The 22352-nt window shown below is 54.2% G+C and carries 19 protein-coding genes; 4 read left to right on the plus strand and 15 right to left on the minus strand.

The annotated features are described in order from the left end of the window. Positions 1-228 precede the first annotated feature (228 nt). Both AC2TF6_RS22805 and AC2TF6_RS22810 read right to left on the minus strand, forming a co-directional pair. Positions 229-1572 (minus strand): MATE family efflux transporter, encoded by a 1344-nt coding sequence (locus AC2TF6_RS22805; RefSeq protein WP_491308630.1) that lies wholly within the window; start codon positions 1570-1572, stop codon positions 229-231. A 3-nt stretch (positions 1573-1575) separates the two neighbouring features. After that, positions 1576-2391, minus strand: a complete 816-nt coding sequence (locus AC2TF6_RS22810) for a DUF817 domain-containing protein (protein ID WP_491308631.1) — start codon at positions 2389-2391, stop codon at positions 1576-1578. A 217-nt stretch (positions 2392-2608) separates the two neighbouring features. Between AC2TF6_RS22810 and AC2TF6_RS22815 the strand changes: the two genes are divergently transcribed. Further along, a complete protein-coding gene (locus AC2TF6_RS22815; protein WP_491308632.1) occupies positions 2609-3676 on the plus strand; it encodes a LacI family DNA-binding transcriptional regulator in 1068 nt (355 codons plus the stop codon). 126 nt (positions 3677-3802) lie between these two features. Here the strand turns inward: AC2TF6_RS22815 and AC2TF6_RS22820 are convergent, their stop codons facing one another. The 5 genes from AC2TF6_RS22820 to AC2TF6_RS22840 form a co-directional block, all read right to left on the minus strand. Continuing rightward, positions 3803-4579, minus strand: a complete 777-nt coding sequence (locus AC2TF6_RS22820) for a methyltransferase domain-containing protein (protein WP_491308633.1) — start codon at positions 4577-4579, stop codon at positions 3803-3805. Positions 4580-4738: 159 nt separating this feature from the next. Beyond that, positions 4739-5005, minus strand: a complete 267-nt coding sequence (locus tag AC2TF6_RS22825) for a hypothetical protein (protein WP_405080129.1) — start codon at positions 5003-5005, stop codon at positions 4739-4741. Between the two features lie 169 nt (positions 5006-5174). Continuing rightward, the gene (locus AC2TF6_RS22830; RefSeq protein ID WP_491308634.1) at positions 5175-5570 is read right to left on the minus strand and encodes a hypothetical protein; all 396 of its coding nucleotides are present in this window, start codon (positions 5568-5570) and stop codon (positions 5175-5177) included. Positions 5571-5746: 176 nt separating this feature from the next. Next, positions 5747-7135, minus strand: a complete 1389-nt coding sequence (locus tag AC2TF6_RS22835; RefSeq protein ID WP_491308635.1) for an MATE family efflux transporter — start codon at positions 7133-7135, stop codon at positions 5747-5749. Between the two features lie 206 nt (positions 7136-7341). Continuing rightward, complete coding sequence (locus AC2TF6_RS22840; RefSeq protein WP_491308636.1) at positions 7342-9237, minus strand: PrkA family serine protein kinase; 1896 nt, start codon at positions 9235-9237, stop codon at positions 7342-7344. A gap of 255 nt (positions 9238-9492) precedes the next feature. Here AC2TF6_RS22840 and AC2TF6_RS22845 point away from each other — a divergent pair, with 255 nt between their 5' ends. After that, complete coding sequence (locus AC2TF6_RS22845) at positions 9493-10581, plus strand: DUF2161 family putative PD-(D/E)XK-type phosphodiesterase (RefSeq protein WP_491308637.1); 1089 nt, start codon at positions 9493-9495, stop codon at positions 10579-10581. 35 nt (positions 10582-10616) lie between these two features. Here the strand turns inward: AC2TF6_RS22845 and AC2TF6_RS22850 are convergent, their stop codons facing one another. Beyond that, complete coding sequence (locus AC2TF6_RS22850) at positions 10617-12134, minus strand: WG repeat-containing protein (protein WP_491308638.1); 1518 nt, start codon at positions 12132-12134, stop codon at positions 10617-10619. Positions 12135-13145: 1011 nt separating this feature from the next. On the opposite strand from AC2TF6_RS22850, the gene AC2TF6_RS22855 reads away from it, so the two are divergent. Continuing rightward, the gene (locus tag AC2TF6_RS22855; protein WP_491308639.1) at positions 13146-13856 is read left to right on the plus strand and encodes a hypothetical protein; all 711 of its coding nucleotides are present in this window, start codon (positions 13146-13148) and stop codon (positions 13854-13856) included. A gap of 698 nt (positions 13857-14554) precedes the next feature. Here the strand turns inward: AC2TF6_RS22855 and AC2TF6_RS22860 are convergent. The 4 genes from AC2TF6_RS22860 to AC2TF6_RS22875 form a co-directional block, all read right to left on the minus strand. Next, a complete protein-coding gene (locus tag AC2TF6_RS22860) occupies positions 14555-15199 on the minus strand; it encodes a hypothetical protein (RefSeq protein WP_491308640.1) in 645 nt (214 codons plus the stop codon). 321 nt (positions 15200-15520) lie between these two features. Beyond that, the gene (locus AC2TF6_RS22865) at positions 15521-16516 is read right to left on the minus strand and encodes an NAD(P)/FAD-dependent oxidoreductase (RefSeq protein ID WP_491308641.1); all 996 of its coding nucleotides are present in this window, start codon (positions 16514-16516) and stop codon (positions 15521-15523) included. 213 nt (positions 16517-16729) lie between these two features. Continuing rightward, positions 16730-17311 carry a TetR/AcrR family transcriptional regulator gene (locus AC2TF6_RS22870; RefSeq protein ID WP_491308642.1) on the minus strand — a complete coding sequence of 194 codons (582 nt, stop codon included), beginning with the start codon at positions 17309-17311 and terminating at the stop codon, positions 16730-16732. Positions 17312-17693: 382 nt separating this feature from the next. Then, complete coding sequence (locus AC2TF6_RS22875) at positions 17694-17900, minus strand: hypothetical protein (protein ID WP_491311739.1); 207 nt, start codon at positions 17898-17900, stop codon at positions 17694-17696. On the opposite strand from AC2TF6_RS22875, the gene AC2TF6_RS22880 reads away from it, so the two are divergent. Further along, positions 17842-18993: an MFS transporter gene (locus AC2TF6_RS22880; protein WP_491311708.1), complete on the plus strand. Its 1152-nt coding sequence runs from the start codon at positions 17842-17844 to the stop codon at positions 18991-18993. The two genes, AC2TF6_RS22875 and AC2TF6_RS22880, sit on opposite strands and share 59 nt — an antisense overlap. 131 nt (positions 18994-19124) lie before the next feature. On the opposite strand, the gene AC2TF6_RS22885 is transcribed toward AC2TF6_RS22880, so the two are convergent. The 3 genes from AC2TF6_RS22885 to AC2TF6_RS22895 all read right to left on the minus strand — a co-directional run bounded on the left by AC2TF6_RS22885 (position 19125) and on the right by AC2TF6_RS22895 (position 22283). Then, a complete protein-coding gene (locus AC2TF6_RS22885; RefSeq protein ID WP_491308643.1) occupies positions 19125-20426 on the minus strand; it encodes an ABC transporter substrate-binding protein in 1302 nt (433 codons plus the stop codon). 141 nt (positions 20427-20567) lie between these two features. Further along, positions 20568-21404 carry a carbohydrate ABC transporter permease gene (locus AC2TF6_RS22890; protein WP_491308644.1) on the minus strand — a complete coding sequence of 279 codons (837 nt, stop codon included), beginning with the start codon at positions 21402-21404 and terminating at the stop codon, positions 20568-20570. Then, positions 21405-22283 (minus strand): carbohydrate ABC transporter permease, encoded by an 879-nt coding sequence (locus tag AC2TF6_RS22895; protein WP_009676154.1) that lies wholly within the window; start codon positions 22281-22283, stop codon positions 21405-21407. Positions 22284-22352 lie beyond the last annotated feature (69 nt).

The raw sequence follows: 22352 nt of genomic DNA on the forward strand, positions 1-22352 counted from the left end.
ACGCCTGTGCTGTTACCCATTCTTACCCCGCGTGTCCCGCGAGCAATCCGGCGTTTTTTATCCCGTGCATAAATGACGCGCTTCACCTTACAGGTTCCATGGAAAGCCGGCCAAATCCGCACGTTTATACACCTTATGCGCGTTCCTCCTTTCTTATCGTGCATTTTCCTTTGTCCCCTTGCTGCACCTGTGCCATAAAAAAAGGACAGCCGGAACCCGGCCGTCCATTCAGCGGCCTTCGGCCTCTTTAATCCGCACCGCAGCCCAGTCCGTCCGGTAGAACCGGTACATGACGGCAAGGCCGAATGCGGCAATAAACGCATACAACGAAATCCACGCGCCGGCCGAACCGAATCCCCACACAAAGGTGAGCAAATACGCGAGCGGCACGAAGAAGACCCAGCTGAGCACAAGCGAAGTTCCTAGCAGAAAGGTCGTATCTCCGATTCCCCGCAGACCTCCCGCGTAGAAATTCAGAAGACCGTCAAACAGCTGCAAAAACGCGGAAATCCGGATGAGGTCGGCGGCAAGCGCGTAAACCTCCGGGTCCTGGGAATACAGCCTCGCGATCGGAACCGCGAAAACGAATTCCACCGCACCCAGGACCAGCAGGCAGATGCTGCCGAGCACCGCCGTGTCGGTGCCGTACCGGCGGGCCAGGTCGGGCCGGTGCTTGCCGACTTCGCGCCCGACGAGGATCGTCGCCGTGGAGGCGAAGGCGAAAGCCGGCATGAAGCCGAGCGCCATCACGTTCAGGGCAATCTCGTTGGCGGCCAGCGCCTCCGTCCCCAGGCGGGTCACGAACATCGTGAAGACGAACATCGCCAGGCTCATCGCGAATTCCTGCATGCCGAGCTTCCCGCTTTCGCCTGCGATCAGGCGGGCTTCCCTGCGGTCCGGTTTGACCCGCGTGCGGGTTCGGTATTTGTTATGCAGCCGGAAAAACACGATATACACCGAACCGATACTGCAGATGGCTTCCCCGATCAGAACGGCCAGCCCCGCGCCCGGAAGCCCCAGCTCGGGAAATCCGAGATGACCGTACGTCAACCCGTAGGTGAACACAATCATCGCCGCATTCCCCAGAATCGTCAGAGCCATAGGAGACCGGGTATCCCCGATTCCCCTCAGAAACCCGAAAAGGACAAAGTTCAGCACGGAAAACGCCATCGCATAAAACCGGAGCTCCAGATATTCCTTCCCTGCGGCAACCAGTTCTTCGGAGCTTCCCATCAGCCGCAGAATCCCTTCGCTTCCGAACCACCCCGCAGCCAGGATGACGGCAATGAGAGCCAGGCAAAGATAAAGCGCGATGTATGTGCGTTCCACGCCTTTCTTCATATCCCCGGCACCGAAATTTTGAGCCACAAGATAATTCACCGTGTGACCGATTCCCGAGCAGGCGGCCCAGGCGTTATACATAATAATGTTGCAAATTCCTACCGCAGCGATGACGAGGGCTCCCATCGGGCCCACCATCATCAAATTAATCGTACCCGTCAGCGTCGCGGCCGCGAACGACACGATCGACGGAACCGCAAGCCGTAAAATCATTCCCCAATTTGTAAACATAGACTACTCCTCCGGAACCGCCGCCGGTACCATCCTCCCGTCAGGCTTATTTTCCGATTGTTTGACCCGCTTAAGCTGCGCGACAATCAGGAAGCTCACGATGACAAGCAGGAACCACGAGCTCATTTTGCCGAAAGAGACAAGCTGCCAGCTTTCCCTCTGGTTCGGATACTGCCACGCTCCCAGGAAGGTTGCGATATTTTCCGCCAGCCAAATAAAAAAGCCGATAAGAAAAAAAGAAAGGACGAGCGGCATCCGGTACGTTTTCCTGCCGACGGTAAAGAGGACCGCAGTCCGGAAAAACAGCACGAACAGCAGCACGGTCAGCACCCAGCGCAAATCCCAGATATAATGGTGGGTCATAAAATTCAGATAAATCGCGGCTCCGAGCGGAACCGTAAACCAAGGCGAAGGCCAGCGGGTCAGCTCCACATGCAATCTCCGCCAGGCCTGGCACAAATAACTCGCCACGCTCGCGTACATAAACCCGCTGTAAAGCGGTACGCCCCATACTTTCGTCCAGGCTTCCTCCGGATACGACCAGGAGCCCATATTCACCTTATAAATCTCCAGCGCCAGCCCGATCAGATGGAACAGGCAGATCACTTTCACTTCATCCCTTGTTTCAAGCCCCGTCCGGACCATCGCCCATTGAATCAGCAGACAAATGACCAGCATAAGGTCATACATGTGGGGGACGTTTGCCGTCTTCAGAACAGCCAGACTGATAAAAATAAGAACGGGAAACAGGCACGAAAGAGCTTCCAGCCAGCCGAAAAGCAGCAGCTGCCGAATCCCGTGACGTACGGATCGAATCATGGGAAACCCTCCCTTCAGCTTTCGGAGGTTCCAGGCGTCCTCGCATGCCCGGAATCCATTCCTCTGCTAGTTTAGCACAAGTTTTCCAAACAGGGAGAAAAGAAAGCCGGAAAAAATCCCGCAACTATTTGCGCCGCGGGTATTGACAGAACCTTTTTTTGAAGGAAAAATGAGGGGGCAGAGCTGTCAAACCGAACCCACTTAAAGGCGGTGCACGATGAGTAAACACGTCTCCATGCAAAACATTGCCGACCGGCTTGGCATTTCAAAATACACCGTTTCACAAGCGCTTTCAGGCAAAGACGGAGTCAGCGACGAAACGCGGCTGAAAATCATGGAAACCGCCCGGACCATGGGCTACCGAAAAAAAATAAACAAAAGCCCGGCCGCGGCCGGACTTTTCCAGGAGTGGGATGGCAGAAGAAAAGAAATAACCTCTTCCTCCTCCGATCCTTATATGCTGGTATGGATACACAGCGCCAAGCAGCAGGACCCGTTCTTCTGGCCGAAGGTCATCGACGGCCTCGCTCAAACGTGCCGCGACCTCCAAGCACACTATATGTTGATTTCCGTGCCGCCTCACCGGGAAGACGAGCTGGCCATGCCGGGATTTTTGGACCCCGCACGCTGTATGGGCCACATTCTGCTCGGCACCTTTTCGACTCGGGCCGTCATCTCCCTGCAGCAGACCGGACTGCCGCTCGTGCTAGTGGACCACGAAGAGCCGCTCGTTAACGTGGACTGCGTCGTCAACAGCAATGTCGACGCCGCAGTGGCCGCGACCAAGCAGCTTCTGCGGGAAGGCTGCGACTCGCTCGTTTTCGTGGGGAGCGACTCCTTCTCCGTCAGCTTCAGGGAACGCGCGTTAGGCTGCCGGATTGCCTCGGAGGAAGCGGCGGAATCCGGCCGTCCCGTCTGCCTGAGCAAGTGGAACGTGCCTTACTTGAGTCCGACGTGGCCCCACGATCTGGCGGTCCGCGTGGGCGCCGTCTCCACGAGCGAGCTGCCGGACGGCTTCATCTGCGCGAACGATCACATTGCGCTGCGGCTGATGGCTCTGCTCAAGCAGCGGGGCTTCGACATCCCCGGACAGTGCCGCGTGATCGGTTTCGACAACATCGAAGCGGCGGCCGCTTCGTCGCCCACGCTCAGCACGGTCGAGCTGAGTAAGGAGCTCCTCGGCATCCGGGCGGTAGAGACGCTCCTGTACCGCAAGCGCCATCCCGGCCGCGCTCACGAGAAGATCGTCCTCGCGCCGGAGTTTATCGCGCGGGCGTCGGGCTAGCGCAGGCGGCACACCGCTGGCGTGAGCACAGCCGCGGCGAATCTTGCGGCGCGGACCTGCGCCCGGCGTGCCTGAGGCGAGCTTCACGCGGAGAGCGCGGCCTTCGGCCTGCGGCCCCTGCGTGCCTCAGCCCAGCGGCTTCCGGGCCAGCACCCGGATCCGGCAGTAATCGCCGGTCCAGGCGCCGTCCCGGAACAGCGCGGGGCGCAGGCGCTCCTCCACGCCCTGGGTGATGCGCTCCTGCGTCGCCGCGTCGATTCCGGCGAAGAAGCTGCCGGCAAACGCATGCAGCCAGTGCCGGATGGCCTGCTCTCCTCCCGGCAGCGGCGTCGGCCGGTCAAAGAGCTCCGCGCAGCGGACATCGAGCCCGGCCCTTTCCAGCACGCCCGTATATTCCCCGATAGTCGGGAAATACCAGGGGTTTCGCGGCTCGGGATCGATCCCGGCTTCGCGAACGGCCTCGTGGATCGCCCGCTCGATCCGGGCCACGTTGCCGAAGCCGCCGAATTCGGCCGCGAACCGCCCTCCCGGCCGCAGCGCTTCCGCTACCGTCCGCGCGGCTTCATCGGCCTGCGGGACCCAGTGCAGCGCGGCGTTGGAGAATACCGCGTCGAACGTCCGGCCGCTCCGGTATGTTCTCGCGTCTCCCACCTCAAAAGCCAGTTCCGGGTACTTCTGCCTTGCCTGCCCGATCATAGCCTCCGAGAAATCCACCCCGGTCACTTGCGCCCCAAGAAGGGCTATTTCATGGGCAAGGCTGCCCGTTCCGCATCCGAGATCCAGAATCGACTCACCCGGGGCCGGACTCAAAAGATCCATCACCCCTTGGCCGAGCCTGGATACAAAATGCATCTGCGTGTCATAATGCCCCGCGTCCCATTTTCCCTGTTCCGCTTCCTTCATTCCGAACGCCTCCCGTTCCCGTCTGTGCGGGTAGTACATTCAGTATGAAGAGAAACACTTATAATGTCTAATACACAAAAACTACTTTCATTATAGTTTATGCCTATAAAAGAATCCCGGACAAGCGCATTTCTACGCCTGCGGATTTGTTTCTTTATTTTACACATACCGCTCCAAATAGGACAAAACGACAGACACCAAAGCAAATACGACCGCCGTCAGCGTAATTTTGGAACGAATGAATCCGGCCATGCCTTTGTTCTGCTTTTCGAGCTGCTTTTGCTTGTTAGGGACCTCGATTTGACCCGGGTCATTGTCTTTTCTTCTCATCGTAAAAGCCTGGAAACCGATGCCGCTCACGATTGCCGACACAATGAGCAGAATTAAAGCCAGTAAAAATAACGTATCTGAAATTGATCTAAGCACAAGCGACCATCCTTATCTTGTCCGATTACGGGTTATTTCTCTATTATACTTCATTTGTTCAATAGAATCTCCCTCTTCCGTCCTTTCCCCCTGTTGTCCGCCTAAAGAAAGGAAGGCCGCCCGCTTCCGCGGACAGCCTGCTGCGGCCTTAAGCCTATATCCCTTTTCGTTATCTTTTATAAGGATACGGATAGTAGGTAGGATAGTTGTAGTAAGGCGGATAGTACGGGTAGTAAGACTGCGGGTAGTACGGATAATAGGGATAGTAAGGATGGCCGCCGTGATGACCTCCATGGTAACCGTCATGGTAACCGCCATGGTAACCGCCGTCATGATAACCTCCTTGGCCCCAATGGTAGCCGCCCTGACCTCCGTGATAACCGGCCGGAACGCCGTATTCTCCCTGCTTACGCGCTTCTTCTTCCGCTTCCGTACTGATCCCTTCGCTTTGGTTCCATTCCTGCTGCAGACCGTATGTGCCTTGACCGTATATGTCCTGGCTGTATGTGCCCTGACTGTACATGTCCTGACCGTATGCACCCTGACCTTGAGTTTCAAATGTCATAAGCAATCCCTCACCCTCTGTATGTTGTGCCCAAAGGCATTTTGCATCTAACACATCGTATGAACAGATGCCCAGAACGTGAGAAAAGCGCCCAAACTTGGGCGCCTGCCTAGATAAATCCGGATGAACGGAGCGTATGGAATTTAGCTTGAAAAGGATACGGACGGGAGCGGACGCTACGCTTTTTGAACGCCGCCGGCGAGCATGCTTGCCTTTTTCCAATTGCCCCAGAAATAGTAGGCGACCGAAAGGAGGGAGCCCAGCGTAAATCCGACCGGAAAGCTCCACCATACGGCATCCAAACCGTAGGAATCGGCCAGATAATACGAGAGCGGGATGCGCACGCACCAAAGCGCCAGGAACGTGATCAGAAGCGGGAACATGACGGCCCCCGTCGAACGCACGACACCCGAGACCACGAAGGTAATGCCGAAAATGATAAAACTCCAAAGCGTCAACAGGTTGATCCGCATGCCGATTTCGATGGCCTGGCCTTCCGGCAGGAACAGGCTCAGGGCGCTGCGGTTGAACAAATAGATCAGGCAGACGAGAACGCCCGTCATCAGGACATTGTACATGACCCCGACGCCCGTTACGCGGTGCACCCGGTCCCACCTGCCCGCGCCCACGTTCTGGGCCGCAAACGACGAAACGGCTCCGCCGATCGCCATTGCCGGCATCTGGATGTAAGAAGACAGCTGAATCGCCGCCCCGTAAGCCGCCGTCGCCTCCGAACCGAACCGGTTTACGAGGTTGATCATAGCCAGCGAGCTTGTCGAAACCACGATCATTTGAAGCCCCATGGGGACGCCTTTCTTCACCAGCGATCCGATGATCGCCCCGTCGAAGCGCAGCAGATGCCGGTCTTCGCGCGTAATGCGGAGAAAATATTTTTTCCGGTACAGCGACCCTAAGATAGCGATGAGGGCGACAAGCTGCGAGATGCCCGTAGCCAGCGCGGAGCCCGAAATGCCGAGAGCGGGGATCGGACCCCAGCCGAAAATAAGCAGCGGGTTCAGCGCGATATCCAGAATGATGGACAGCACGAGAAACCGGAAGGGCGTTTTGGAATCCCCCGCGCCGCGCAGGATCGTCATAATCATGTTATAGCAGAACATAAACGGCATGCTCATAAAAATAATTCTCAGATAAGCGTTGGCCATGTCCATCGCATCCGCGGGAGTGTGCATCCACTGCAAAATTTGCGGGGACAAAAGCACGCCCAGGAGACCTACGACCAGCGATAGGGTGAAGAAAAACAGGGCGCTCGCTCCCACCACCCGCTTCGCCTGGGCGGTATCGCCCGCTCCGATGCTCTGCCCGATCATAATCGTGGATGCCATTCCTATGCCGAAAATGGAACTGAGCATAAGAAACATGACATTGTTTGCATTGGATGTAGCCGCAAAAGCGCTTTCACCCAAAAATTTACCGACCCAGATGCTGTTAACCGTCCCGTTCAGTGATTGCAGCACATTCCCGTACAGCACGGGCAGGGAGAACAGGAGCAATTTTCTCGCAATCGGGCCTTGGGTCAAATCCATTTGTGCTTCGTTTTTCGCCATGGCGGGGTGCTTCCTCCTAATAAAATGAGCCGCGCCTGTATGATTCCCTCTCGGGAATCATACCAACCGCAGCAAACCGATATCCTCATGTTACCATAGCGTAAACCCGGTTAGCGAAGTTCTTGTGCGGACAACAGAAACCGCCTACCTCGTCAATTCACGATGGTTAGGCGGTATTCTTCGGTTATCTTGGTTTAAGAAAAAAATTACCGGTTCAAGAGGCTGCCGACATACCGCAGCAGCTCGTTCGCGCAAACCGGGCAGTAGCCGTGCCCGTCAATCAACTGCCGGGTCACTTCGTTGATTTTCTTCAGCTGTCTTTCGTCCGGCGTCTTGGTGGAAGTCGTAATTTTGACGATATCCTTCAGATCGGCGAACAGCTTCTTCTCAATCGCTTCGCGCAGCCGTTCATGCGTGCTGTAATCAAACTTCTTCCCTTTGCGGGAGTAAGACGAAATCCGGATCTGAATTTCTTCGCGGAACGCCTTCTTCGCATTTTCGGAAATGCCGATCTGCTCCTCGATCGAACGCATGAGACGCTCGTCGGGGTCCATCTCCTCCCCGGTCAGAGGGTCTTTGATTTTGCCCCAGTTGGAGTACGCCTCGATATTGTCGAGATAGTTATCGAACAGGGTTTTGGCCGACTCGTCGAACGAGTACACGAACGCTTTCTGCACTTCCTTCTTCGCGATATCGTCGTATTCTTTGCGGGCAACCGAAATAAAGTTGAGGTACCGCTCCCGTTCGTCCCGGGTGATGGACGGATGCTGGTCCAGTCCTTCTTTCAGCGCCCGCAGCACATCGAGTCCGTTGATGCACTGAAGATCGTGGCGGATGAGCGCGCTGGAAATCCGGTTGATGACATAGCGGGGATCAATGCCGCTCATTCCTTCTTCCAGATACTCGTTCTGCATCTCTTTCAGGTCCGCATCCTTGTAGCCTTCCACGGTTTCGCCGTCGTACATCCGCATTTTTTTCACGAGATCCATGCCCTGTTTCTTCGTTTCCTTAAGCCTTGTCAGAATGGAGAAAATAGCGGCGGCCCGCAGCGCGTGCGGCGCAATATGGATATGCGACATGTCGCTCTGCTTGATAAGCTTCGTGTAAATTTTCTCTTCGTCCGTTACCTTCAAATTATAAGGAATCGGCATGACAATCATCCGCGACTGGAGAGCCTCGTTCTTTTTGTTCGCGATAAACGCCTTGTACTCGGATTCGTTCGTATGCGCCACAATCAGCTCATCCGCCGAGATAAGCGCAAAGCGGCCCGCTTTGAAATTGCCCTCCTGCGTCAGGGACAGCAGATTCCAGAGAAATTTCTCGTCGCACTTCAGCATTTCCTGAAACTCCATTAGTCCGCGGTTCGCCTTGTTCAGTTCCCCGTCGAAACGGTAGGCGCGCGGGTCCGATTCGGAGCCGTACTCCGTGATCGTGGAAAAATCGATGCTCCCGGTCAAGTCCGCAATATCCTGGGACTTCGGATCGGACGGACTGAACGTGCCTATCCCCACCCGGTCGTCCTCGGAGATCAGCACCCGCTCGACCAGCACGTTCTCGATGTTGCCGCCGTATTCGGTTTTCAGCCTGAGCTGGCAGGACGGGCATAGGTTCCCTTCGATGCGGATACCCAGCTCAGCCTCTATTTCCGGCCTCAATTCACTTGGAATGAGGTGAAACGGATCTTCGTGCATCGGGCAGCCTTTAATCGCATAGACGGCTCCCCGGTCTGTCTTGGAGAACTGCTCCAAACCCCTTTTCAGCAGCGTTACGATCGTCGACTTGCCTCCACTTACCGGCCCCATCAGCAGCAAAATCCGTTTGCGGACATCCAGACGCCGTGCGGCGGAGTGGAAATATTCCTCCACCAGCTTTTCGACTGCGCGGTCGAGCCCAAAGATCTCCTGGTCGAAGAAGTTGTACCGGGCGTGCCCGTCGTTCTGTTCAATGCCGTGAGAAGCGATCATCTCATATACACGCGCATGGGCTGTCATCGCTAGACCCGGATTTTGCCGCACGAGCTCGAGATACTCCCGGAGCGTGCCCGACCATGCAAGCTGTTCCTTCTCGGTCCGGTGCTCCGTGATGCGTTTGAAAATATCCATGGGTACCTCCTCTCACTGCCATTGCCTCAAAAGAGCGGATAGCTCGTGATAGTGATTTTAGGGTACTACAATCCTATGCGGTCCAAGGACAATTCTTGCCACTAAATTTGTACAGGAACAAAGGAAAAACAAGCCTCACAACCGGTGGGAGATCGGTGGAAGTCTTTGCCGCCGGTACCCGTCCCGCACGTCTTTTTCATGCTATAATCAAGAAACCGGAAAAACCGTTTAAGAAGGAAGGGGGCGCATAAAACAGTGGCGATTCGGAGCGAAACGGAGCTGTACGGCCCGGTTAAAGCCTACTGGGAGAAGCTCGGCTACGACGTCCGGGGAGAAGTGCGGCACTGCGATCTCGTCGCCGTCCTGGAAGGCGAGCCGCCCGTCGTCGTCGAGCTCAAACGCAGCCTGACCGTCCCCCTGCTGATTCAGGGACTCCGGCGGCAGGACGTGACGCACCGCGTCTATATCGCGATCGAGCTTCCCGCCAAAGGACGTGTCCCCCACCGGATGACCTGGGCGGACATCCGCAAGCTGTGCGGCCGGCTCGGTCTCGGACTCATCACGGTGCAGTTCTACAAAACGAAGAAGCCCGCCGTCGAGGTGGTGTGCGAGCCGCCGGGCTTCGGCGACGCCGCTCCCGCGCGGAAGACGTCCGTGCGCAAACGCGCTGCGGAGCGCGTGCTCGGCGAGTTCCGCGAGCGCAGCGCCGACTACAACGTCGGCGGCAGCCGCGGGCTCAAGCTCGTCACGGCTTACCGCGAGAAGGCGCTGCACTGCGCCCTGCTGCTCCGCGAGCAGGGGCCGCTCTCTCCCCGCCGCCTGCGCGAGCTTACGGGCAACGCCAAGACGGCGGCCCTGCTCCAGCGCAACGTGTACGGCTGGTTCACGCGCGTCAGGCGCGGGCTGTACGGGCTGACGCGCTCGGGCGAAGAAGCGCTGGACACGTTCGCCCACGTGGCGGCGCACTTCGTGCCCCGCGAGGCGGAAGCCGGCAGCCTTGGCGGGCCGGAGGCGGGTGCGGGCGCTGCGGACGAGCGGGAAGCGGCTGCCGGGGCAGGACCGGCCACGCGCGTCCGACTGCCGGAGCCGCCCGAGCTGAACGAGCGGCCGGAGGCGGGAGTGGCCGCTACGGCAGAGCTTCAGGGCGTGCCGCGATCTGCGGACGTGCGTGACGCACAGGGCGTGTCGGTGCCTTCGGACCCGCTGGGCCTGCGGAACGAAGCGGGTCCGCGCGGCGCTGCCGGTCAGGCTGGCAAACCCGATCGGACGGACATATCCGGCTTGCAGGAAGTACCCGATCGGAGAAGGAAAAAGGCCCAAACAAAGAAAGGAGGCTCGACGTGAGCCTCCTTTCTTGTTGAATCCGTTTCTATGTCATCTTACTCGGGCTGGTACCCGGATTTCGTATCGATCGTTAAAGCGTTTGAGGCAGCATCCCACGAAACGTTAAAATCAAGCGCTTGAGCAAGATCCCGAAGTTTGAAATAATTGTTGCCATCGAGCGTGTAGGCTGTGAAGCGAGCCTCCTCCGAGTTTACAAGCAGTTTTGCCGTAGCCCGGGTCGCCTGCTTGACAGAATGTTGGCCGGTTGCGGCAAGTTCTCCACCCACTTCGGTGTAAGCTTTTGACGTAGTAAGGCGAATAACCTTGGCATCTTGATCCCAGCCGACTTCAAACCCTTTGTTCGTCCCGTTCAACAGCATGGCCAAATCGCGCAGCTTGAAAAAATTGTTCCCGCCGATGTTATAAGCCTCTGGGGAAACTTCCCGACCGTTTATAATTACTTTGGACGCGGAAGGCAAAGCGGATTGAGTTTGCGGCTCCTGAGTTTGGACATTCAGCGGATTCGGCATAAAATAAAAGCTTCCTTGTCCGCCGTCCGCTACGGTAGCAAAACCACCGCTAAAAGAGGAGCCCATCAAATCGTAGCTATGGGGCACAACGGCTTTTCCCGTTTGATCAATGTAGCCTAACATTTCATTTTCATCTTCGTTTTCGATGGACACCAAGGCAAGTCCCTCAGAAAAAACAGTATATACATCAATGAATTGCGGCCGGATGATCATCGTATCCTCTTTATTTACATACCCCCATTTGCCGTCGACTTGAACGGGCGCCAGATCACCTTCTTGGAAGGGGCGGGCTTCATCATAATGTGCTTGGATGACTTCTCTACCCGACAAATCGATGTATCCCCACTTTCCTTCATGTTTGACAGCTGCCAGGCCGCGGCTGTACGGAAAAGCTTCCTCAAACTTTGGCTTTTCGATTTCTATGCCGTTTTGGTCGATAACGCCCCACTTGTCCTTGATCTTGACCATAGCCCTTCCCTCACTAAAAACTGAAGCGGCTTCATATTGGAACGGAAATACCTCTTTGCCCGCTTTATTTATATAACCGTATTTTCCGTTTTTTTTCACGGGAGCAAGCCCGTTATGAAACGGGTTGGTATCCTCATAATCAAACGCGAACAATTCTTTCCCCGTATTATCCACATACCCCCATTTATCGTCTTTTACAACCTGTGCAACCCCCTCTTCAAATACTCTTCCCACGTCTGTATAGACTGGTTGCACAGCAAATTTACCGGTTTTATCCACATACCCCCATAATCCATTGGTTCGGACGGGAGCGAGCCCGTCATGAAATATTCCTGCATCCTCAAACTGGGCCTTGATCACGATTTTCCCGGACGTATCGATAAATCCGAAGGAATCGGTCTCTTCCCCGGCTTCCATATACCAGGCTAGTCCTTCCGATAGAACGCCTACCTCTGCATATGGCAGATAGTCAGGTTGTGGAACACTCCCGCTGCCTGAAGCTTCGTTTGCATTTGTAACGGCCATCATACTGAAAACTAAGGTAAAAACAAGTAAAAAACCGACAAGCTTTCTCATTCGAAAAATTCCCCCATAAACGTTTTACAAGCAGCAAATTTTACGACCGCTCTAGCAATTGGGTAAAATTTACTATCCCAGCATATACGAATCTACATTTTTTGAATAGAGGAGAAATTCATTGCATAAAAAAGGGCCTCTCTCCGAGAAGCCTTCCTATCCTTTTACGTTCATTCCATAAATACCTACAAACCATAAGCCTACAAAAACGACTATGCCAGCTATGGCCAATATCAGCAAAATATTGAGCAGCCGGATCGTCAGACCCCACGGGTTTTTCTCAGGACTCGGATTCGAATTCGGGCGGTCAATCACAACACTCACCTCATTAAATAAGTATTTATAGAAATATCATACAATTTTTCTAAATATTACGCACGATATATTTCAAAATTTGCCCGAATCATAGCGCTGACAAGGCTTCCGCATATTTCCATGCAGCCTGTCCCGCCATGCCAGCTGCAAAAAGAGCCTTCGCCCGGCTAGACGACCGGGGAAGGCTCTTATTCGTTTTACCGCTTGAGCGAAGCGATGATTACAATCGGCCTCATCCTAAAATTTATTAGTCTAAAGACTGCCTAATGGATTAGAGTAAGAACAGAAAAAGCAGCTCACAGAAGGAAAATTGCCTTTTGTGCTGTTCATTTACAGATTTATAGTAACTCCACAAAAATTTCCTAACGAATACGTAAGTACTTTACTTCTAAATGATATAAGTACACCTATGAAAGTTTATTTTTTATTTGATTTCTTTATTAAATATAAAACTGCAATTATTATTATAACAATAATCAATAAAAATATAATTCCGACTGGCGTTATCAAATACATCATAAAGTAACACCTTCTCTCCAATTTTCATTGTACATTTATATATTACCATATCAACCATATTCTTTCTACTCAAGACTTAAACATTTGTTTATTTCCATTATAAAATATATATACTAATATATGTAAATGATGTATAATAAATTAGAAAGAAAAATATATCATTTGGAGGGAATTGTTATGAAAAAAATTGGTTTTTTATCTTTAGCCTTTGTTATTGCTCTGTCTATTATGGTCACTGGTTCTGCTTTTGCTGAAGAAACAATCAATAACAAAGAAAAGGTTAAGGGCTTAGAAGTAATTCAAAGTTCTGAAAACATATTTAATAGAAATGGCGTTGAGGTTACAGTCACAAGAAAAGAATTGAAAGGAGGAAAAAAAGAACTAGAAAAATTAATAGAAGAAGCAAAAAGAGAGGGGCAATTTATAGTTTCGACTGATGAAATGCAGAACTCTTCTTTAATAACACCAATGGCACTTGGAAGTAGCGTAAAATATGGAGGAAACAACTGTGAAAACAATAGCTTTATCGGAGCTTGTGCATATGGAAATGCAACACTTAGCGTTAATTGGGCAGGATTTGCAGGATTCCAATCATCGGGTACAGTGATTCAACAAATCGTTGGGAAAGATGGTTATAATGTTACAGAAGCAGCAGGTCAGCCAAGGGTAAAAGCAGTAGCATATGGTCTCGTAGGCGGCAGTTCTATTGTTTATAATACATACAATTATAAAGCAACAGATTGGGGTTCCCTTAGTACATTCAATTTTAATGAATCAGAACCCGGCGTCATTGTTAGCGTTGGAATTAGTTTAGGCGCAGATTTTAAATATAAACTTAATGGTAATTGGAACAATACCACTGTTTGGTGTAATTTAACCCAACAATAAAATGTTTTTAGCCAAAACCAGTAGCACACGCTACTGGTTTTTTTCTATGATCTCGACCCGAATTTCCTCAAAAAAATTAAGGCCAGGGAGTTAATGACAACGCAGTACGTCATATCCCCTGGAACTCATGCGTGCAGCGCCTCCTAGCTCAAGCGGCAGAATGAATGCTTCTTTTGCGGGATCAACGCAGCAGCCCTGCGCTTGCCAGTAGACGCAAAGCATCTCTGCAGCACAACGTGCCGGTCCCTAGCGGTGGGACTTTGGCGTTTGAAGATGTTCTTTCAAAATCCGAAAGGCACACTGCTTATATGCTAAACGCTTATTTTTAAGCAAAGAAGCCGACTCCCCTATATGTTTAACCCATAAATACCAACAAACCATAAGCCTACAAAAACGACTATGCCAGCTATGGCCAATATCAGCAAAATATTGAGCAGCCGGATCGTCAGACCCCACGGGTTTTTCTCAGGATTCGGATTCGAATTCGGGCGGTCAATCACAACACTCACCTCATTAAATAAGTATTTATAGAAATATCATACATTTTTTTAAATATTACGCACGATAGATTTCAAAATTTGCCCGAATCATAGCGCTGACAAGGCTTCCCGCTTATTTCCACGCAGCCTGTCCCGCCATGCCAGCTGCAAAAAGAGCCTTCGCCCGGCTTAGACGACCGGGGAAGGCTCTTATTCGTTTTACCGCTTGAGCGAAGCGATCAGTTGGCCGGTGGACACGACCTTGGTGTAATCCGGCGGTGTTCCCGTATGGGTGTAGCCGTCCGGCCAGAACGTGGTCGAAGAAGGCGGCGTCGAGTTCGCGGAGGAAAGCACCGTCCACACACCCGCGCTGTTTCGGAAGCTGATGCCGCTGCACACCACCTGGTTATGGAGCGTATTCCAGTTCGGCAGAGGATTCGGAATCGTCGTAAACGACCGGTCGCAGGCCGCGACTACCAGCCGCGCACTCGTAAGCGAACCGAAAGAGCCCGTCGCGCCGGAAAAAGTTTTCACTACGGTGCCGTTTACTTTGAAGTCCAGCTTGTTCGAACTGTTGACGGACAGCTCGATGGGCACGGTGCTTCCGGCCGCAAGATTGAAGGCCCCGCCGTCGTTGGCGGCTCCCGTGTTCCAGAACCAGTGCCACTTGCCGTTTTGCGCTTCCGTATAGTTCGTGGACAGGCCGCACTCGTAATTCGTATTGGACCCGTAAACCCCCAGGTAAAAATTAATAAAACCGCCGGTCGTTCCGACCGATGCGCTGGAAGGCAGCTGGATATTCGTTTTCAGCCCGTAAACCGCATCGCTCTTGGTCCACCGTAAAATTTTCGCATACTCCGCCATAGATTGGTTCCTCCTCAGGTTCATTCTAAAGGTAGGAGCTAATCCGGGCGTCTCCCGCCGGACAGCCAGGCCTTGAAAAAAGGCACGGCTTTGCTCCTTCACTTAATAAGGCGAACGGAGTCCGGCTTTTACAACCTTCTTCTGAAATTTTTTTATCTAAAAAAAGAAATCGGCCGGATTGTCACACCGCGCCGCGCCGCGCCACGTCACGTCACGCCGAGCCCTCGCGTAATCCAAGTCGTCCAACGCCGCGGGCACTAAAAAAGACGAAGGGACCGGCCTCCTGTCCGACAGGTGCCGTCCTCCGCCTTTATCGTGCGGTCAGTTATTCTTCTTGCGGATCGCTTTGTTCATCCAGATAGCCGCCATGGCGCCTTCGCCCATCGCAACGGTAAGCTGCTCGGCGTGCACACCGATATCTCCGGCAACGTAGACGCCGGGGATATTCGTTTCTTTGCTGCGCGGATCGGCCAGCAGATGGCCGTTCTCCATCCGTTCCACGCCGAGCTGCGCGGCCAGACCGGAGTGGACGGCATTGCCGCCGAAGCCGAGAAATCCTCTCTCGGTGGACAGCGTCTCGCCGCCGGCCAGCTCCACGCCGCCGATCTTGCCGCCATCCTCCAGGATGGCGACAATCGGCCCGGCGACGGTGTCGATGCCGGCGCGCTCCAGCTTCTCCTGCAGGTCCGCGTTAACGGGGCTCCGTTCGTGATTCACGAACGTGAGCTTGTCCGTCCGCGGACGCAGGGTCAAGGCCATGCCGGCGCCGGGGTTGCCCGCGCCCAGCACAAGCGTGCGGCGGCCCGCCACCTCGTGGCCGTCGCAGTCCGGACATACGTACACCGTATGTCCGAGGCATTCCCGCAGCCCCGACAGCTCCGGGAAGCGATCCATCACACCGGTAGCCAGCAGCAGCGCGGCACCGGTGTATTCGGAGTCCGGCCCGGCCCCGGACTCATCGGGCAGCCCCTGCCCGCCGGGATCGTGTGCCGCCAGTGGATGCCGGCCGCCACGCTCGTCCGGCAGGAGCTTCCGCACACCGACGCGGAAGCCGGACTCCAGCGAGCCCGCAAGCCGGACGGCCAGTCCTTCGACAAACGCGACGCCCAGCGCCTCGGCCTGGCCCCGGCCCGTGCGTCGCAGCTCTTCGCCGGATATCCCGTCGGGGTAGCCGAGCACGTTATGGTAGTTGGCGCACAGAGTGGAGCGGCCGTATCCCGCGTCAATAACCAGGACGCGATGACCGTAGCGTCCAAGCTGGATGGCCGCCTGCAGGCCTGCAATTCCTCCGCCGACAATAATCGAATCGTAGGTCATAAGTCACCTTCTTTTATAGTAGAGAGACAAGTGAAACGACGTCAAACCTTCTCTTTACTATACCCTTCGCTTACAAAAAGCAATCGGTTCGATTACGCTCTCATCGGGTTCAAGTGATTTTTTTCCGACACCACACCGCCCGCATGAAGAGTACCGGGTGCCGTGCGTCGAACACCGCGCGCCCTTGATACGTCATGGTTTCTTTCCAGCCGGTCAGCGAAGCAAGGTTAGCACCGTCTTTACCGTGTTATCGGCGAACTGCCTATCCGGACGGGACTTCAGCATGACGGTAAGCCCGATCAGCGAAACCAGCAGAGCCTGGGCTGTTCCTCTTGCTTCCAGTGCCGCATCCAGCTCCCCCGCGCGCATGCCCCTTTCAATCGTTTCCTGGAAAATTACCGATAGGTACAGTTGATGCTCCCTGGTAAGAATCTCGAATTTCTCATCGTGGGGCGCCAGCTCCACCATCGTGTTAATACTGAAGCATCCCCGGTTCAGACTTCCCTCATATTCATCCCCTACGATCCCTTCGAACAAAGCTCGAAAGGCGTCTTTCACGGAAGTGCGGCTTTGCAGTTTGGCCCGGACGCGGGCGGCGTGAGCCTGTGTATAGCTGCGCAGAGCGGCCTCGAACAGCTCTTTCTTACTGCCGAAAGCGGCGTACATGCTCGGCCGCTGGATGCCCATTCTGGCCGTCAATTCGGTTAGCGAAGCGGCCTCGTATCCTTTTTCCCAAAACAACCGCATGGCCGCATCCAAGGCAGCATCCTCATCGAATTCTCTTTGCCGGACCATAGGAACACTCCTTAATATATCGTTCAGTATGTTATCATTTTAGTTTCCCTTCTGCTTCTTGTCAATAAATCAAGGGCTTCTGTTGTATACACTCCTAACATAGGTTGAAAATAGGGTTTCACTGCTCTGTTAAATTTGAGCTGCGTCTTCAAACGTCCCTTGACAGATGTGTTTTTTACTGGTAATTTAACAATCATTATGTACCATTCAGTATATTATAAACTTTGAAATTCACCCAAAGGAGTGAAATGAACATGGTTACCCCCTGCAAAATCGGCTCTCCCGCCGGACAAACGGATGGCGCATCCGATCCGAAAGCAGCGTCAGACGTTGCCGTTGTAGAAGCTTCAGTCCCGATGCCGGCTGCGGCTCACCATCAAAATCAGACGTCGGCATCGGCTTTGAAACCGGCATCGACCTCGGTATTTGCTTCGGCATCGTCACCAAAGTCGCCACCGAAATCGCAATCCCATTCCGCATCGCCTTCGGCTCCAGCCTCACTCCCCGTTCCGGCTTCGGCCCCGTCTTCCTTGTCCGCTTCGAAGGCGCTGCTTTTCTCCGCCGCATGTGGGCTTGCCGTGGCCAACATTTACTACGCGCAGCCTCTGCTCGACGCTCTTGCGTCCGAATTCGGGGTAGCTCCCGCTGCCGTGGGCCTTGTCGTTACCGTAACTCAGATTTGTTACGCTCTGGGCTTGCTGCTGCTCGTCCCCCTCGGAGATCTGCTGAACCGGCGGCGGCTAATCGTCGTACAAATGCTGCTCTCGGCGGGCGCTCTCCTGATCGTCGGCACCGCCCCGTCCGCTCCGGTACTGCTGGCCGGAATGGCCGCTGTCGGGCTTCTCGCCGTCGTGACTCAAGTGCTTGTCGCCTATGCCTCCACCCTTGTCTCCTCCGCTGAACGGGGGCGCGTCGTAGGCGTGGTGCAGAGCGGCATCGTAATTGGCATCCTGCTGGCGCGAACCTTCGCCGGCACCCTGACGGACCTGGCCGGCTGGAGATCGGTTTATCTCACCTCGGCACTGCTGATGTTCGTGACGGGCGCCGCCCTGTACCGGATTTTGCCGGATGTTCTTCACAAAAAGACGGAACTTTCTTATCCGCAGCTGCTCCGGTCGGTTTTCGCTTTGTTTATAGAAGAACGCCTGCTGCGGATACGCGCTGTCCTGGCTTTCCTGATCTTTACCGCGTTCAGCACCTTGTGGACCGCCCTTGTCCTCCCTCTCAGCGCGCCTCCGCTGTCGCTTTCCCATACGGCTGTCGGCGCATTCGGCCTTGCCGGAGCAGCCGGGGCTTTAGCCGCCGCCAGAGCGGGCAGGCTGGCCGACCGGGGTTTGGGACAGCGAACCACCGGATTGGCGCTGGTTCTGCTGCTAGCGTCCTGGGGCTTTATCGGATTCACGCCCCATTCACTGGCAGCCGCGGTCATCGGTGTCATCCTGCTCGATCTTGCCGTCCAGGCCGTCCATGTGACGAACCAGAGCCTGATCTTCACCGTACGCCCCGAGGCACGCAGCCGGTTAACTGCCGGTTATATGATCTTCTACTCGCTCGGCAGCGCTACCGGGGCGATTGCATCGACAAGTTTGTACGCCAGTGTCGGCTGGAGCGGAGTATGCCTTTTCGGCGCTGCCGTTAGCGGTCTGGCCCTTCTTTTTTGGGCCCTTACACGAGGTGCGTGATCCGGAATAAACAAAAGCGGTTCCTTTCCAAGTAGGGGAACCGCCTTTCTTCCGTTTCCTGGTTCTTCCTTTGTACCACACACAAAAAAACGCCTGCGATTCACATCGCAAGCGTTTCTTAAGCTTTTTCCTTACTGCGCGGTTTTCCCCTTAAGGTTGTCCCACGTTTTCTGGAAGTCGTCGAACATTTGATCTTTCGTTTTCTTGCCGGCTACATAAGCCTGCATCGTGGCTCCGAATTCCTGCATGGCGCCTTCCGGATACTTGGAGGAGTTCCAGCCCAGAACTTTGTTCTCTTTGCTGTACGTCATAATATCCGCGGCCAGGTCGCCGAGATCTTCGGCTTTGGCTTCGATGTTCGTGAAGGCCGGAATGAATTTGAAGTCATGGGTGATAAACGTTTTGCCGGCATCGGAAGAGACGAGCCAGTTCAAAAATTCTTTGGCTTCGGCTTTGACCTTGGAGTTCTTGTTGATGACCCAGTTGTTCGGAACGCCCACATAAAGCTTGTCCGTTTGAGCCGCGTCGTCGCTGATCGGCATCGGCAGAATGCCGATGTTCAGATCTTTGTTAATGCCGTCGATCTGAACTTGCGTCCAGTTGCCCTGCTGCATCATAGCGGCCTGGCCGTTCGCGAACATCGTGACCTGCGTGTTGTAGTCGGTCGTCAGCGGATTTTTGTTGCTGTATTTCAGGGTCAGATCCACCATTCTGGTCCACTGCTCGAAGACCGGGTTGCCCTTGAATTTCTCGGTTCCGGCGTTCAGGCCGGCGATAAATTTGTTGGAATCCGGCTGGTTGGCGAACGCGACGTTAAGCGTATGGTTGCCCAGCACCCACCATTCCTGGTAGCCGTTCGCGAACGGCGTGATGCCCGCCGCCTGAAGTTTCTTCGAGGCTTCGTCGAGCTGAGTCAGCGTTTTCGGCAGCTCGGTAATGCCGGCTTTCTTGAACAGGTCTTTGTTGTAAATGAAGCCGTAGCCTTCCAGTCCCATCGGCTGTCCGTAGATTTTGCCGTCCTTGGTCATCGGTTCTTTCGCAACCGGAACAAGGTCTTTTACCCAGGGCTGGTCGGAGAGATCTTCGAGATGCTCCATCCACGTGTTCATTTCTTGGAATCCGCCGTTATTGAAAATGTCCGGCGTATCGCCGCCAGCAAACTTCGCCTTAAGCGCCGCGCCGTAATCCGCGCCTCCGCCTACGGTCTGGATGTCCAGCTTCACGCCGGGATGCGTTTTTTCGTATTCGGCTTTGACTTTGTTCAGTGCTTCCGCGATTTCAACTTTAAATTGAAAGATTTTAATCGTTTTCGTTCCGCCTTCGGCCGCATTGCCGCCTTCCGCGGTTTTACCAGAATCGCCGCTTCCGCAGCCTGCGAGCACGGTGGACATCGCGAATACGGAAACGAGTGCGAGTGTAGAAAGCTTTTTCATGGTGAAACCTCCCTTTATGGTCTTGCTTCTTTCTCGATGACTTCTTCTTTATTATAGAGACCGGAAAAAGCCGTTAACACGTAGGCTGTTGATCTGTTGAGTGGAACAAATTGACCTCACACGCTTTGTCAGATCCGTATGTCAGCCTTTAACCGATCCGGCCGTAATGCCTTCGATAATATAGCGCTGCATGGCCAGGAAGAAAATGATAATCGGCGTAATGCCGAGCACGAGCGCCGGCAGAGCCAGATCCCACTGCTTCATATATTGGCCGAAGAACGAGAACGTGGCCAGCGGAATGGTCCGCAGGGATTGATTTTGCAGGACGAGCGACGGCAGCAGATAATCGTTCCACGTCCAGAGAGCGTTGAGAATGATGACGGTTACGAACATCGGCTTAAGCAGCGGCAGCACGATGCGCCAGAACACGCCGTAAGGGGACGTTCCGTCCACGACAGCCGACTCTTCGATCTCCAAAGGAATCGATTTCACGAATCCGTGGAAGAGGAAGATCGCCATCGGCGCCCCGAATCCCAGGTAGCAGATGATCAGGCCCCACAGGCTGTCCATCAAGCCTACGCCGGAGAGGACCTTCACGAGAGGAATCATGATCGACTGGAACGGGATGACCATCGCGGCCACGAACATGCCGAACAGGACTTGGTTGAGGCGGCTTTTATACCGCACCAGCCGGTACGACGCCATGGCGCTGATGAGCGCGATGCCGATGTTACTGATCACGGTAACGATCAGAGAGTTCCAGAAGACGGTCGGGAATTTGGTGATGCTCCAGGCCCGCTTGTAATTCTCGAAGTGAAACGATTCCGGCCAGCTGGCGGCATTGGAAAGCAGGTCGCCGAAGCTTTTCACGGAGTTCACGAGAAGGAAGTAAAACGGGACAAGGAACAGAAGAGCGATGACAAACGTTACGATTTCGGCGATAAACACACGCCCGGAGTAACGGTTTTGTGCTTCCATTTACGCTTCGACCTCCTTGCTTTTCGTGAATCGGACCTGCAGCCACGTGATGACCGCGACGACGATGAAGAACACCAGCGCCTTGGCTGTTCCGAGACCGTACCGGTTGTTCTGGAACGCTTCGCTGTAAATATTCATCGCGACGGATTCGGTCGAGCGGAAAGGCCCGCCTTTCGTCAGCGACAAATTGAGATCGAACATTTTGAACGTCCACGAGATGGCGAGGAACAGGCAGACGGTAACGGCCGACATGATGAGCGGAATCATAATGGAGCGCAGAACTTGTCCCTGCGTAGCTCCGTCGATCTGCGCCGCTTCGATCACATCTTTAGGCACGTTGCTGAAAGCCGCGATGTAAATGACCATCAAATACCCGGCTGTCTGCCAGACGAACACGATGACAATGCCCCAGAAGGCGGTGGTCGAATCTCCGAGCCACGGTAGGTTGAAGAAACCGATTCCCGTCATTTCACCGATAGCGGAGAACCCTTTTACGAAAATAAACTGCCAGATAAATCCGAGTAGAAGCCCGCCGATTACGTTCGGCATAAAGAAGATGGTTCTCAGGAAATTCCGGGTCTTAAGCGGTCTCGTCAGCAGATACGCCAGAACGAATCCGACCAGATTGGACAGTACGACGCCCACGATCGTAAACCGGACGGTAAACCAGAACGCACTCCAGAAATCTTGATCCTGGGTAAAGATTCTTTTAAAATTATCAAAGCCCACCCAACTGACTTCGCCGGATACCCCGTTCCAGTTTGTGAACGAGTAGTACATGCCGAGCAGGAAAGGGATGATAATGATCAGGGTAAAGAACAGGACCGCAGGTCCGAGAAAAAATAATTGCTGACCCCATTGCGATGAACGCTTATGCATCTGTCTTCCTCCTTTTTCTACGGAAGGTTGTGTATTTAGTATAGGGCGCTCCACCCGCTCCCCACTACC

The organism is Paenibacillus sp. JNUCC 35, from assembly GCF_058269095.1.

What these genes read in the sequence shown, in the direction of transcription:
- AC2TF6_RS22855 (WP_491308639.1), top strand. Translation starts at nt 13,146, where the DNA reads ATGAAAAAAATTGGTTTTTTATCTTTAGCCTTTGTTATTGCTCTGTCT.
- AC2TF6_RS22805 (WP_491308630.1), bottom strand. Translation starts at nt 1,572, where the DNA reads ATGTTTACAAATTGGGGAATGATTTTACGGCTTGCGGTTCCGTCGATC.
- AC2TF6_RS22890 (WP_491308644.1), bottom strand. Translation starts at nt 21,404, where the DNA reads ATGGAAGCACAAAACCGTTACTCCGGGCGTGTGTTTATCGCCGAAATC.
- AC2TF6_RS22810 (WP_491308631.1), bottom strand. Translation starts at nt 2,391, where the DNA reads ATGATTCGATCCGTACGTCACGGGATTCGGCAGCTGCTGCTTTTCGGC.
- AC2TF6_RS22865 (WP_491308641.1), bottom strand. Translation starts at nt 16,516, where the DNA reads ATGACCTACGATTCGATTATTGTCGGCGGAGGAATTGCAGGCCTGCAG.
- AC2TF6_RS22885 (WP_491308643.1), bottom strand. Translation starts at nt 20,426, where the DNA reads ATGAAAAAGCTTTCTACACTCGCACTCGTTTCCGTATTCGCGATGTCC.
- AC2TF6_RS22835 (WP_491308635.1), bottom strand. Translation starts at nt 7,135, where the DNA reads ATGGCGAAAAACGAAGCACAAATGGATTTGACCCAAGGCCCGATTGCG.
- AC2TF6_RS22875 (WP_491311739.1), bottom strand. Translation starts at nt 17,900, where the DNA reads ATGTTGGCCACGGCAAGCCCACATGCGGCGGAGAAAAGCAGCGCCTTC.
- AC2TF6_RS22820 (WP_491308633.1), bottom strand. Translation starts at nt 4,579, where the DNA reads ATGAAGGAAGCGGAACAGGGAAAATGGGACGCGGGGCATTATGACACG.
- AC2TF6_RS22850 (WP_491308638.1), bottom strand. Translation starts at nt 12,134, where the DNA reads ATGAGAAAGCTTGTCGGTTTTTTACTTGTTTTTACCTTAGTTTTCAGT.
- AC2TF6_RS22840 (WP_491308636.1), bottom strand. Translation starts at nt 9,237, where the DNA reads ATGGATATTTTCAAACGCATCACGGAGCACCGGACCGAGAAGGAACAG.
- AC2TF6_RS22830 (WP_491308634.1), bottom strand. Translation starts at nt 5,570, where the DNA reads ATGACATTTGAAACTCAAGGTCAGGGTGCATACGGTCAGGACATGTAC.
- AC2TF6_RS22815 (WP_491308632.1), top strand. Translation starts at nt 2,609, where the DNA reads ATGAGTAAACACGTCTCCATGCAAAACATTGCCGACCGGCTTGGCATT.
- AC2TF6_RS22895 (WP_009676154.1), bottom strand. Translation starts at nt 22,283, where the DNA reads ATGCATAAGCGTTCATCGCAATGGGGTCAGCAATTATTTTTTCTCGGA.
- AC2TF6_RS22870 (WP_491308642.1), bottom strand. Translation starts at nt 17,311, where the DNA reads ATGGTCCGGCAAAGAGAATTCGATGAGGATGCTGCCTTGGATGCGGCC.
- AC2TF6_RS22860 (WP_491308640.1), bottom strand. Translation starts at nt 15,199, where the DNA reads ATGGCGGAGTATGCGAAAATTTTACGGTGGACCAAGAGCGATGCGGTT.